This window comes from Agromyces sp. NPDC029043, from assembly GCF_055564615.1.
In genome coordinates this window covers 182693-195266 of sequence record NZ_JBVHVX010000004.1, presented here as the reverse complement: position 1 = coordinate 195266, position 12574 = coordinate 182693, and the positions used below count along the sequence as shown (strand labels likewise).

Annotated in this window: 12 protein-coding genes; 3 read left to right on the top strand and 9 right to left on the bottom strand. The window is 72.5% G+C overall.

Going from position 1 to position 12574, the window contains the following annotated elements:
* The first annotated feature begins 66 nt into the window (after positions 1-66).
* Both ACZ4TW_RS07740 and ACZ4TW_RS07735 read left to right on the top strand, forming a co-directional pair.
* Positions 67-354, top strand: a complete 288-nt coding sequence (locus ACZ4TW_RS07740) for a hypothetical protein (protein ID WP_465541731.1) — start codon at positions 67-69, stop codon at positions 352-354.
* A 201-nt stretch (positions 355-555) separates the two neighbouring features.
* The gene (locus ACZ4TW_RS07735; protein ID WP_465541729.1) at positions 556-1893 is read left to right on the top strand and encodes a hypothetical protein; all 1338 of its coding nucleotides are present in this window, start codon (positions 556-558) and stop codon (positions 1891-1893) included.
* Positions 1894-1905: 12 nt separating this feature from the next.
* Here ACZ4TW_RS07735 and ACZ4TW_RS07730 read toward each other — a convergent pair whose 3' ends face one another.
* The 5 genes from ACZ4TW_RS07730 to ACZ4TW_RS07710 are packed head-to-tail and all read right to left on the bottom strand — an operon-like array spanning position 1906 to position 6826.
* Complete coding sequence (locus ACZ4TW_RS07730) at positions 1906-2778, bottom strand: MurR/RpiR family transcriptional regulator (protein WP_465541727.1); 873 nt, start codon at positions 2776-2778, stop codon at positions 1906-1908.
* 17 nt (positions 2779-2795) lie between these two features.
* Complete coding sequence (locus tag ACZ4TW_RS07725; protein WP_465541725.1) at positions 2796-4010, bottom strand: M20 family metallopeptidase; 1215 nt, start codon at positions 4008-4010, stop codon at positions 2796-2798.
* Between the two features lies 1 nt (position 4011).
* Positions 4012-4818 (bottom strand): amino acid ABC transporter ATP-binding protein, encoded by an 807-nt coding sequence (locus ACZ4TW_RS07720; RefSeq protein ID WP_465541723.1) that lies wholly within the window; start codon positions 4816-4818, stop codon positions 4012-4014.
* Positions 4815-5816, bottom strand: a complete 1002-nt coding sequence (locus tag ACZ4TW_RS07715) for an amino acid ABC transporter permease (RefSeq protein ID WP_465541721.1) — start codon at positions 5814-5816, stop codon at positions 4815-4817. Before ACZ4TW_RS07715 ends, ACZ4TW_RS07720 begins: the two co-directional genes overlap by 4 nt.
* A 38-nt stretch (positions 5817-5854) precedes the next feature.
* A complete protein-coding gene (locus ACZ4TW_RS07710; protein ID WP_465541719.1) occupies positions 5855-6826 on the bottom strand; it encodes an ABC transporter substrate-binding protein in 972 nt (323 codons plus the stop codon).
* A gap of 206 nt (positions 6827-7032) precedes the next feature.
* Here ACZ4TW_RS07710 and ACZ4TW_RS07705 point away from each other — a divergent pair, with 206 nt between their 5' ends.
* Positions 7033-8334: a cyanophycinase gene (locus ACZ4TW_RS07705; protein ID WP_465541717.1), complete on the top strand. Its 1302-nt coding sequence runs from the start codon at positions 7033-7035 to the stop codon at positions 8332-8334.
* Positions 8335-8459: 125 nt separating this feature from the next.
* Here the strand turns inward: ACZ4TW_RS07705 and ACZ4TW_RS07700 are convergent, their stop codons facing one another.
* The 4 genes from ACZ4TW_RS07700 to ACZ4TW_RS07685 are packed head-to-tail and all read right to left on the bottom strand — an operon-like array spanning position 8460 to position 12572.
* Entirely contained in the window at positions 8460-9137 is a 678-nt protein-coding gene (locus tag ACZ4TW_RS07700) for a histidine phosphatase family protein (protein ID WP_465541716.1), read from the bottom strand.
* Positions 9134-10777, bottom strand: a complete 1644-nt coding sequence (locus ACZ4TW_RS07695) for a dipeptide ABC transporter ATP-binding protein (RefSeq protein WP_465541714.1) — start codon at positions 10775-10777, stop codon at positions 9134-9136. Before ACZ4TW_RS07695 ends, ACZ4TW_RS07700 begins: the two co-directional genes overlap by 4 nt.
* Positions 10774-11637, bottom strand: a complete 864-nt coding sequence (locus ACZ4TW_RS07690; protein WP_465541713.1) for an ABC transporter permease — start codon at positions 11635-11637, stop codon at positions 10774-10776. The genes ACZ4TW_RS07695 and ACZ4TW_RS07690 overlap by 4 nt, the downstream gene beginning before the upstream one ends.
* Positions 11634-12572 carry an ABC transporter permease gene (locus tag ACZ4TW_RS07685; RefSeq protein ID WP_465541868.1) on the bottom strand — a complete coding sequence of 313 codons (939 nt, stop codon included), beginning with the start codon at positions 12570-12572 and terminating at the stop codon, positions 11634-11636. The genes ACZ4TW_RS07690 and ACZ4TW_RS07685 overlap by 4 nt, the downstream gene beginning before the upstream one ends.
* Positions 12573-12574: the final 2 nt, after the last annotated feature.

Here is a 12574-nt window from a genome sequence, read left to right as displayed (position 1 = left end):
GGCAGCGTCTCGACCCGTTCGGAATGGTGGATGGCTCGTGACCGCACTCGAATGAAGGAGGAAGCGATGCTGACACTCACCGACACGGCCAGCACGGTCGTCAAGGAGATCGTCGACCGCAGCGACGCGCCTGCCGGGTCCGGCCTCCGCATCGACACCCAGGGCGACTGGCGGACGGAGTTCGCGGTCGAGATCGCCCCGGTGCCGGAGGAGCGCGACGCGATCGTCGAGCAGGCGGGGGCGCGCGTCTACCTCGCCGAGGATGCCGCGCAGGCGCTCGACGACAAGACGCTGGACGCCCATGTGGGCGAGGACGGGCGCGTGGCGTTCGACATCCTGCCCCAGCGCATCTGACCAGCCGGAGACGGCGACTCGGTGTCCCCTCCCCGGATCGTCGCCTGCTGGACGGAACGGTGGTGCCCCGGGCTTCGGCTCGGGGCACCGGCCTGTCCGGGGCGCGTGCGCAATTCCCTCGAACGGGGTCTTCCACCGAGCGAGCACCGGCTGGTTGCCTGACGCGAGGTGACTCGCCGGGTCATCGGGTGGGAGGGTGCGATGTCGGACGAACCGGAACTCAGGGCGCGACACTATCCGGTCGTCGACGCGCTGGTCAGGCGGACGCTCGCCGACGGCGACTGGGATGCGCGCCGGGTGGATGCGACGGCCGAGCTGCTCGCCGAGGCCGGCGACCTCGGCCCGCGGGCCCCGACCCTGGTGTCGAGCGCGCACGGCGCCTTCGAGCGGATGCTGCTCACGCTGCCCGCGTACGTGTTCCACGGCGACGACAATCCGCTGCGCGCCGCCTACGTCGACCTGCTGCGCAAGCTCCCCGACGAGGTCGGGTTCGTCGTGGTCGCGCACGCTTCCGTGCAGGACGAGGTCGCCGCGCTGTTCGCGGAGGCCGGCCGACCGGGGCCGACCCTCGCGGTGATGCCCGACCACGTCCACTTCTCGGTGTGGGCCGAGGACGGCTACGTCGCCGCGGTCGACGCCGACACCCGCCGCACGTTCCTGCTCGAGCCGTTCTCGTTCCCGCGGTACGGCGATTCCCTGATCGCCGACGCCGTGTCACGGCGGGCCGACGTCGAGCACGCCCAGACGCCGCTGTACTTCCAGGGCGGCAACGTGCTCATCGGCGACGCGTTCTGGCTCATCGGCGCCGACTACCCGGCGAACACGCTCGCGTACGTCGACCGGGTCCTCCTGCCGGATCCCGACGAGACGCCCGAGGAGGCCGTCCGCCGCCTGTACGGCGAGCACCTCGACACCGACCGGATGCTCGCGTACGTCGGCAGCACCGTTCCGGTGCCGTCGCAGACCGAGCGCGCCTTCGAGCTCGGCGGGGAGCCGTGGACCGAGGTGCTCCACCTGGGCAATCGACCGGGCACCGTGCAGCCGCTCTTCCACATCGACATGTTCCTCTCGCTCGCCGGGCGCGGCCCCGACGGCCGGTACCGGGTGTTCGTGGGCGATCCGGGGCTGGCCGCGCGCATCCTCGGGGTCGATCCGTGGCCGCACGCGATGCAGGAGGTGTTCGACGACATCGCGGGAACGCTCGCGGACGCCGGCTTCGCCGTGCTGCGGAACCCCCTGCCGCTCGTCTACGTCGACGACATCCGCTCGAAGACGAGGTACTGGTACTTCGCGACCGCGAACAACGCGCTCGTCGAGATCGATGACGTGCGCAAGCGGGTCTGGCTTCCGGCGTACGGCTTCGGGGCGTGGCCCGAGCTGCAGGCGACGGATGCCGCGAACCTCGCGGCGTGGACCGACCTCGGGTTCGAGGCGACGCTGCTCGCCGACTTCCACCCGTTCGCCGAGAACCTCGGCGCGGTGCACTGCATCAAGAAGTACCTCGGCCGGAGCGACCCGTCGGACCCCGCGGCGTCGTGATCCGACCGCCGGTCAGTACAGGTCGAGGTCGCGCCCGGCCTGCTCCACCTCGCGCATGCGCGCCGACGCCGCCTCGCCGAGCCGTTCGGAGCACTCGGCGATCACGGCTTCGATGAGCGCCAGGACCGGGGTCATCGCATCGAACGCGGAGGGCGATCCGGTCTCGCTCGGGAGCACGACGTCGGCGTCGCTCGAGATCGGCGAGAGCCAGGCGTCGGTGAAGAGCACGACCGAGGCGCGTCGCGCCTTCGCCGCCGCCGCCAGCCGGCGCGTCGGCTCCTCGTACCTCCGGTAGTCGAAGAGCACCACGACGTCGCCCCGGTGGAGCCCGGCCACCGCCTCGGCACGCCCGGCGTCGTGTTCGGGCAGCGGCGCGACTCCGGGCCTCAGCAGCTGCAGGTGCTGCGCGAGGAACCGGGCGAGCAGCCCGCTGAACCGCCCGCCGCCGACGAGCACGCGGCTGCGCGGCGCGCACAGGATCTCGACGGCCCGCTCGAACTCGTCGGGTGCGAGCGCCGCGAACGTCCGGTCGAGCGTGTCGCGCATGATCGCGCCGGCGCGGGCGAGGCCGGATGACTCGTCGGGCGCCGATTCGCCCTGCCTGCGGTCGTACAGCTCGATGGGCGAGGCCGACCGCTCGTCGAGGTCGTCGCGGAGCGCCTGCTGGAAGTCCGGGAACCCGCGGTAGCCGAGCCGGTTGGCGAACCGCAGCACGGTCGGCCCGCTGACCCCGGCGCGCGCCGCCAGCTTGGCGACCGTCTCGAATCCCGCCGACGGGTACGACGAGAGCAGGACCCGCGCGACCTTGCGCTCCGCAGGGCTGCAGTCGGCCATGCCGCGGCGGATCGCCTCCGCCATGGGCATGGGTGCCTCAGTCGCACTCATCAGCGCCTCCTCCGCACTCACCGTACCGACTCGCCCTCCGCGACGGCGGCGACGAGCCCGGCGAGCATCGCGACCCGGTCGGGAACGCTCGCGAGGTCGAGCCATTCGTCGACGCCGTGGTCGCCGCCCCCGACGGGGCCCAGGCCGTCGAGGGTCGGAACGCCGAGCGCGGCCACGAAGTTCGCGTCGGACGCGCCGCCCGTGGCTGCGACCTCGAACGCGACGCCGAGCCGCTCGCCCACCTCGGCGGCGAGCGCGGCGAGCCCGTCGGTCGCGGTCCGCTCGAGCGGCGGGCACACGTCGAGCCGGGTCACGTCGATCCGGGCGCCGTCGACGAACGGATGGCGCGCTCGCGCGTCGATCGCATCGAGCGTGCCGATGAGCTCGGCGAGGCCGGCGGCGCGCACCTCGACGTGCAGCTCGGCCGAGTCGGGCACGATGTTCGGTCGCGAACCGGAGGTCACGCGGCCGACGTTGACCGTGAGCCCGGGCTGCGAACCCGACATCGCCTGCACGTCGAGGAGGAACCTCGCCGCCTCGACGGCCGCGTTGATGCCCCGCTCGGGCTCGACGCCGGAGTGCGCCGCGCGCCCACTGATCGTCACGAGCACGTCGGCCACGCCCTTCCGCGCGCCCACCAGGTCGCCGTTCTCGCGCGCGCACTCGAGGCACAGCGCGGCATCCGCCCCAGTGACCACCTCGGCGAGGAGGTCGCGGCTCGCGGGCGATCCGACCTCCTCGTCGGGCGTGAGGGCCAGGACGAGCTCGCCGTATCCGTCGAAGCCGACGGCGTCGAGCACCCGCGCGGCCGCCATCCCGGCGGCGATGCCGGCCGCATCGTCGCACACGCCCGGACCGCGCGCGAGGTCGCCGTCGATGCGGAACGGCCGCTCCGCCGCCGTGCCCGCGGGGAAGACGGTGTCCATGTGGGCGAACAGCACGATGCGACGGCTGCCGGTACCCCGCTTCCGGCCGAGGACGACGGGGCCGTAGCGTCGCCGGTCGCGCTCGGGCGTCGGGACGGTCGCGACCTCGAAGCCGTCGCGGATGAGCGTTGCGGCCGCCCACGCGGCCACCCGGTCCACGCCGTCGGCGTCGTGCGAGCCCGAGTCGATGCCGACGAGCTGCGCGAGGTCGGCGCGGAACCGGCCATCGACCGATCGCGCGGCACGGCGCAGCTCGTCGGTCGTCGGCGCGACGGCGGATGCGACATCCGCTCGGCTGACCGCCATCTCAGAGCACCTTCGACAGGAACGAGCGGGTGCGCTCCTCGCGCGGGTCGCCGAGCACCTGCGACGGGTCGCCGGCCTCGACGACGACGCCGCCGTCCATGAAGACGGCCACGTCGCCGACCTCGCGGGCGAAGCCGATCTCGTGCGTGACGACGATCATCGTCATCCCGCTGTCCGCGAGCCCGCGCATGACGTCGAGCACGTCGCCGACGAGCTCGGGGTCGAGGGCCGACGTGGGCTCGTCGAACAGCATCACCTCGGGCTCCATGGCGAGCGCACGCGCGATCGCGACGCGCTGCTGCTGGCCGCCCGACAGCTGCGCGGGATACGCGGCGGCCTTCTCGGCGAGTCCGACCTGGGCGAGCAGTCGCATGGCCTGGTCCCTGGCATCCGCCTTCGAGCGCCGCGCGACCTGCACGGGCGCCTCGATCACGTTCTCGAGCGCCGTCATGTGCGGGAACAGGTTGAACCGCTGGAAGACCATGCCGACCGTGCGGCGCTGCGCGGCGACCTCCCGCTCGCGCAGCTCGTAGAGCCGGCCGTCCCGCTCGCGATAGCCGACCGTCTCGCCGGCGACGCGGATCAGCCCGGCGTCGATCTGCTCGAGGTGGTTGATGCAGCGCAGGAAGGTGGACTTGCCCGAGCCCGACGGGCCGAGCAGACACACGACCTGCCCGCGCTCGACCGACATGGTGATGCCCTTCAGCACCTCCACGCTGCCGAAGCGCTTGTGCACGTCGACGGCCTCGACCATGGGGCGAGTGGATGCCACGGCGAGCGGCGCCGGCTGCGGAACGGTGGCGGTCATGAGGCCGACTCCTTCTTCGACGCGCGCGAACCGCGGACGCGGGTGGGCAGCGCGATGCTCTGCGTGAACGTCGACACGCGCGATCCGATCGTGGGCCGGACGCCGGAGAAGCCGCGGCCGTAGCGGCGCTCGAGCCACATCTGCGGGATCGCGAGGATCGAGGTGAGCGCGAGGTACCAGATCGCCGCGACGATGAGCAGCGGGATGATCTTGTAGTTCTGCGTGTACGCCTCGCGGATGTTCGACATGAGGTCGTCGCCGGCGACGATCGCGACGAGCGAGGTGCTCTTGAGCATCGTGATCGTCTCGTTGCCCATCGGCGGGATGATCACGCGCATCGCCTGCGGCAGCACGATGCGGCGCAGGGTCTTCGCGGGCGACATCCCCAGCGAGTGCGCGGCCTCGGTCTGGCCGTGGTCGACCGACTGGATGCCCGCGCGCACGATCTCGGCGGCGTACGCCATCTCGTTGAGGCTCAGCGCGAGCAGGGCGGCCACGGTGGCCGGGATGAGGTCGCTCGTGGTGAACGACCAGAACTCGATCGACGTGAACGGCACGCCGATCACGATCTTGGGGATGAAGGCGCCGATGAAGCCCCAGAAGATCAGCTGGAGCAGCAGCGGCGTGCCGCGGAACACCCAGATGAAGAGCATCGCCGAGATCGACAGCACCGGGTTCGCCGAGAGGCGCATGACTGCGACGACGATGCCGCCGAGCACGCCGAGGACCATGGAGGCGGCGGTGAGCCAGAGCGTGATGAGCACGCCGTTGATGGTGAGCGGCTTGAAGAGGTACTCGCCGACGGTCTCGAGGTCGAGGTTCGGGTTCTGCAGGATCGAGACGATCGATCCGATGCCGACCACCAGGACCAGGACGGCGGCGATCCACCGGCCCGGGTGGCGGACCGGCACGGCGACGAGAGGCTCCGGGCGGGCGGCGCCCGGAGGGCCGGCGGGCCCCCCGGGCGCCGTCGTGGCCGACGGCTGCGTTGCGGTCATGGGTGGTGCTTCTTCCGTTCCGATCGTGCGGAGGATGGTCACTCGCTGTCGGCGGCGCCGTTGATGGTGGCCTCGTCGATGCCGATGCCGGTCACGCCGTACTGGTCGAGGATGGCCTCGTACGTGCCATCGTCCATGAGCGACTGGAGCGCCGCCTGGATGGCCTTCGCGAAGTCGCCGTTCTCCTTCAGCACGCCGATGCCGTTGAGCGTCGCGTCGTAGCCGTTCGGGGCCTCGGGGTCCTCGACGACCTCGAAGGTCTCGCCGTCGTTCGTGGTCTTGGCGACGTAGCCGGCGCTCGGCTTGGTCAGCAGCGACGCGACGGCCTTGCCGCTGGTGATGGCCAGCTGCGCGTCGGCGTCGGACGGGAACTCGGAGAGCTCGATCGGGTCGAGGCCCTCGGCCTCGCACTCGGCCTGCCAGACCTCGTTCACGAGGTCGACCTGGCTCGTCGCGGCCTGCACTGCCACCGCGTTGCCGCAGAGGTCGAGGTAGCCCTCGATGCCCTCGGGGTTGCCGGCCGAGGTGAGGATGCCGGTGCCCGACGCCGAGTAGTCGACGAAGGTGAGCACGTCCATGCGCTCGACGCTCGAGGTCATCGCGGTGATGGTCACGTCGAAGTTGCCGGCCTGGAGCGCGGGGATGATGCCGTCGAACGCCTGCTGCTCGAACTCGAAGTCGATGCCGAGCTTCGCGCCGATGGCGTGCCCGAGGTCGACGTCGACGCCGGTGAGCTCGTCGGAGCCCTCTTCGGTGAACATCTCGAACGGCGCATATGGGGCATCGGTCGCGACCTTGACCGAGCCGGCCTCGGCGATCTCGGCGGGCAGCAGCTCGGCGGCGGCCTCGTCGACGGCGATCTCGATGCCGGCGACCTCGACGGCGCCGTCGGACGCGGCCGCGCCGCCCTCGGACGCCGAGCCGGGGGCGCTGCAGGCGGCGAGGAGCAGGATGCCGGAGAGGCCCGCCGCGGCGATGGCCGGGCGGGTGAGCGGGGAGGAAGCAGTCATGGGTGGGAGTCCTTTGATCGCTGCGGTGAGATCCGAACAGGACCGAGTATGTAACATCCGTTCCAGAATTGCCAGTGCGTGATCAATCTGTAACAACGGAACGAGTGAGTCGCTCGTGCGACTCCAGTCTTCCGCCCCGTCGTATCGTGCGTTAGCATCACGGTCGTCTGCCCCGTTCTTGTAACGCACATTCCAAGGAGGCAATCGTGCGAACTCTCCCTCGGCACCTCATGGCCGGCGCGGTCGGCACCGCCGTCGCCCTGCTCGCTGCCGCACCGGCCGTCGCCGCCCCATCGTCCGCCGACGGCCCCCGGCCGCACGCGGTGCTCATCGGCGGGAACCTCTCCGAGCACCCCGAGATCCTCCGCGCGATCGTGGATCTGGCCGACCCCGACGGCGCCGGACCGGCCACCGCCCGGATCGCGATCGTGACCGCGGCGGCACGGACGGCGCGCACCCCGCAGCAGGCCGCCGACCCGACGCTGAACAACGCCGCGGCGAACGGCCTCTACTACGCCGACCTGTTCGAGCAGTACGGCGCCGACACGTACGCGGTGCCCGTCGACGCGGCGGTCGACTACGACGGCGACGAGTACCGCCCGGATCGGGCGGACGACCCGTCGGTCGTCGACGCGATCGCCGGAGCGACCGGCGTGTTCTTCGGCGGCGGCGACCAGATGCGCTACATCCGCACGCTGCTCGACTGCGCGCCGGCAGCCGAGGAGGCGTACACCTCGTGCGCGGACACGCCCGTCATGACCGCGCTCCGCGAGGCCGCCGACCGCGGCGTGGTGGCCGGCGTCAGCGCAGGACTGACGATCCAGCAGGGGCCCGACATGATCACCGGCGGTGAGTCGTACGAGGCCTGGCGCGACGGCGCCACGCCCGGCTACCTCGAGGACCCGGCCGAACTCGGCTACCTCCCGTACGGCGGCCTCGGCTTCGTCGACGGCGTCCAGCTCGATAGCCACTTCACGACCTGGGGCCGTCAGGCCCGTGCCGTCAAGCTCGGCCTCGAGACCGGCCACGACCTGATCCTGGGCGTGGACGAGACGACCGCGGTCGTGCTCGATCGCACGACCGGCGTCGGCCGGGTCATCGGCGAGCACGGCGCGTCGCTGCTCGACCTGGGCCAGGCGCGCGAGACCGACTCGGGCGTGACCGGGGTGCGCTGGAGCTACCTGACCGCGGGCGACCGCGTGAACCTCCGCCGGGGCCTCGCGCTCCCCACCGACGGCGCCGTCGCCGTCCGGCCGACCGGTGACCCCGTGTCCGAGCGCCAGGATATCTGGGATTCGCCCTCGGGCGCGGGCGGCGCCTACTCGCTCCGAGACCTCGCGCGCGAGACGGTCGCGTCACAGGCCCGCACGGCCAGCGGCACGACCCTGGAGGAGGATCCGCAGTTCCGCACCACGCTGGCACGCCAGTCGTCGACGCGGGCCTGGACCACGCCTGACGGCGGCGTCTCGTTCGCCGGGCTCGACCTGCGGATCGACCGCGTGCCCTGAGCGGCTGCGCGCCGGCACCCACCCCGGTCCCCACCCCGCGAACGCCTCCGGTACCCCGCGTACCGGAGGCGTTCGCGCGTCGAGGACGGGGTCGACACCGACGTCCGGTCGGTCCTCCTCCGGGCTCAGCTCCCGGCGACGACGGGCGCCGCCGCGTCGTTCACGCGTTCGACATCCCACACCTCGCCGCTCCAGCGCACGACGCTGACCGCGGCGTTGCCGATGCCGCCGCGCAGCATCCACGGGTCGGCTCCGAACGCCTCGAGGGCGAGCATGATGCTGATCCCGCTCGAGACGACGAGCACGTCGCCGCCTCCTGCCCCGGAGGTGGTGCGCCCCAGTGCGTCGAGCGCCTCGACCATGCGATCGCGCGCGGCCTCAGGGGACTCGGCCGCGTGACCACGTACCAGGCTCAGGGCCGGCAGCCGCGCGAGCCGCCGGCGCAGGTCGAATTCGGCGTCATCCACTTCGCCGAGCGCCGTCCAGAGCTCGGCGTTCGGCGCGCCCTCGAAGGCGCCGAACCCCACCTCGCGAAGCCTCGGGTCGACGGTGAGGTCGATCGAGACGCCGGCGGCGGCCGCGGCGAGCCCGGCCGTCTCCCGGTGCCGGACGCCGTCGGCGGCGTGCACGGCGACGGGCCGCACTCCCTCGGCGCGGAGGCGGCGACCGAGACGGGCCGCTTCGTCGCGGCCGTTCGCGGTGAGCGGCGCGTCCACCCAACCCTGCACCCGGCCGAGCGCGTTCAGCAGGCTCTCCGCGTGCCGCACGAGCAGGATCCGCGCCGGGCGCGACCGCGCGCTCACGCCGCGCCGGCGGGCACGCGGTCCCACTGCGGGCGCGGCACCGAGTCGAGCAGCAGCCGCGTGTACTCGTGCGCCGGCGCCCGCAGCAGCGCGGCGGTCGCTCCGCGCTCGACGATCTCGCCGTGCCGCATCACGACCGTCTCGTCGCAGACTCGTCGCACGACGGCGAGGTCGTGGCTGATGAACAGCACGGTGAGTCCGCGCTCGCGGCGGATCCGCGCCACCAGGTCGAGCACCTGCGACTGCACCGACACGTCGAGGGCGCTGGTCGCCTCGTCCATCACGAGCAGGTCGGGTTCGATCGCGAGGGCGCGCGCGATGGCGACGCGCTGGCGCTGGCCGCCGGAGAGGGTGCGCGGACGCGCCTGCGCGTGTCGCTCGTCGAGGCCGACCTGGTCGAGCAGGTCGAGCACGCGGGTGCGCGCCTCCTTGGTGCCGAGCGGAGCGTGCAGCCGCAGCGCGTCCTCGATCGCGCGGCCCGCGGCGATCCTCGGGTCGAGCGAGAGGTACGGGTCCTGGAACACCATCTGCACCGAGCGCGCGTGCGCCAGCCGTTCGGCGCGCGTGCGTGGGGCGGCGGTGCGGTCGCGTCCGCCGACGAGGATGTCGCCGGCGTCGGCCTGCTCGAGGCCGACGATCATGCGCGCGAGCGTCGACTTGCCCGATCCCGACTCGCCGACCACGCCGAGCGCGCCGCCGCGCGGGATCGCGAGCGACGCGTCCGCGACCGCGCGCACGGCGGTCCGGCCGTGCGGGTGGTACGTCTTCGACAGCGACGAGACCACGAGCATCGGCTCGAGCGCGGCGGATCGCGCGGCCGCGGCATCCGTGCCCCGCGGCGCGACGCCGTCGTCGCCCGACGCTCGAGCGCCGATCGTCGGGGTGGCCGCGACGAGCCGCCTCGTGTACGCCTCCTGCGGGTCGCCGAGCACGCGGCGGGCGCCGCCCGACTCCACGACGCGGCCCCCGCTCATCACGACGATGCGGTCGCAGAGGGATGCCGCGAGGTTGAGGTCGTGCGTGATGAACAGCATGCCCATCCCGCGCTCGGCGCACTGCTCGGCGAGCACGCCGATGATCTCGGCCTGCGTGGTCACGTCGAGCGCGGTCGTCGGCTCATCGCAGATGAGCAGCCGCGGCGATCCCATCAGCGCGCCGGCGATCATGACCCGCTGCAGCATCCCTCCCGAGAGCTCGTGCGGGTGCTGGCGCAGGTGCTCCTCGGGACGCGGCATCCGCACCGCCCCCAGGAGTTCGATCGCGCGGGCACGAGCCTCCGCCGCCGGCCGGCCGTCGGCGAGGCGCATGGCCTCGGTGAGGTGGTCGCCGATCGTGCGCATCGGATTGATCCCCGCGCGAGGGTCCTGGAAGACCATCGACGCCGAACGACGCCGGAGCTCGAGGAGCTCCCGGCGGGAGGCGCCGAGCACGTCACGGCCGTCGAGGCGCACCGAGCCTCCCGCGGTGGCCCGATCGGGGAGCAGGCCGAGCACGGAGCGAGCCGTGAGCGACTTGCCCGAGCCCGACTCGCCGACCAGGCCGACGGTCTCCCCGGCGTCGACGCCGAGCGAGATGCCGTCGAGGAGCCGGGTGCCGTCGGGCAGGTCGAGGGTGAGCCCGTCGATGTCGAGGAGTGTCATGCGGGGATCTCGCCTCCGATGCGGTCGGACAGTTCTTCGCCGATCACGTTGACGGCGACGACCACGATCACCACGGCCACGGCCGGCACGATCGCGGGGAGGAGGTAGCCGCCGATGAGCCCGGCCTGCGCCTCGTTGATCATGGCGCCCCAGTCGGCGGTCGGCGCCTGGACGCCGAGTCCGAGGAACGACAGGGCGGCGAGCTCGGCGAGCACGTACCCGAAGTTCAGCGTCGACTGGGCCCCGACGATCGGGGTCACGTTGGGCAGCACGCGGCGGAACGCGATCCACGCGCCGCCGAAGCCCTGCACCCGGTAGGCCGCGACGTACGGGCGGCTGCGCTCGGCCGTGACGAGCGATCGGGTGAGCCGCGCGACGAACGGCGCGTAGGCGATGCTCATGGCGATGACCGGGGCGACGAGTCCCTTGCCGAACAGCGCGACGGCCATGATCGCGATGAGCAGCGACGGGAAGGCGAACACGACGTCGAAGACGCGGCCGAGCACGGCGTCGAGCCATCCGCCGCGCCATCCGGCCAGGAGCCCGAGCAGGATGCCGAGCACGGTCGAGCTCACGACGACCAGGAGCGGCCCGAGCAGCGCGGTGCGCGCGCCGAAGATGAGCCGGCTGAGCAGGTCGCGACCGAGCGCATCGGTGCCGAGCCAGTGCGCGGCGCTCGGTCCGGCATGGACGGCGCCGAGGTCGACCTGGTCGGGCGGATAGGGTGCGACGAGCGGGGCGAGGATCGCGGCGAGCGTCATCACCGCGACGACGCCCACGCTCACGACGAAGGTGGTGTTCGCGCGGCGGACGCGAGGAGCGCGCAGCACCTCGACGGCGAGGGTCGGCGTGGCGGTCATCGGGCACCCGCTCCCGCCACCGATCGCGGGTCGACCCAGGGCTCGAGGAGATCGACGATCGCGTTCACCACGACGAACGCCGTCACGACGAGCAGCACGATCGCCTGCACGACCGGGAAGTCGAGCCGGTCGACCGACTGCACGAGCAGCGATCCGATGCCCGCGAGCCCGAAGGCGGCCTCGACGATCGAACTCGCGACGAGCAGGCCTGCGACGAGCAGGCCGCTCACGGTCAGGATCGGCCCGATCGCGTTGCGGAACACGTGGCGGCGCACGACGGTCGCCCTCGTGAGGCCGCGGCTCGTCGCGACCTCCACGTGCTCGCGATCGAGCTGGTCGACCATCGACGAGCGCGTGACCTTGCCCACGAGCACGACGAACACGATCGCGAGTGCGATCGATGGCAGCACCAGGTGGTACACCGTGTCGAGCCCGCCGTCGCCCGATCCGAACGACGGGAACCAGCCGAGCTGCACCGCGAACAGCGCGATGAGCACGATCGCGCCGACGAACGAGGGGATGGCGCCCAGCGTCGTGAGTCCGATGAGAACGGCCCGGTCGAGGGCCCGCCCGCGATTGAGCGCCGCGACGACGCCGGCGACGAGGCCGACGATCGCGATCATCGCGCCCGCCATCACGACGAGCCCGAGGGTGACCGGCAGCCGCTCGCCGATGACGGTCGCGACATCCTGCCGGTACTGCAGTGAACGGCCGAAGTCGCCCTGCAGCATCCCGGTGACCCAGTTCACGTACTGCTGCCACGGCGGCAGGTCGAGCCCGTATTGGGCGGTGACCTGCGCCACTGCCTCCGGGCTCGGCTTCCGTCCCCGCAGGAGGAAGGACACCGGGTCGCCCGGCACCAGGAACCGCGAGAAGAACACGAGCAGCGACGCGAGGAACAGCGTGAGGGCGAGCGCGCCGAGCTTGCCGGCCACCC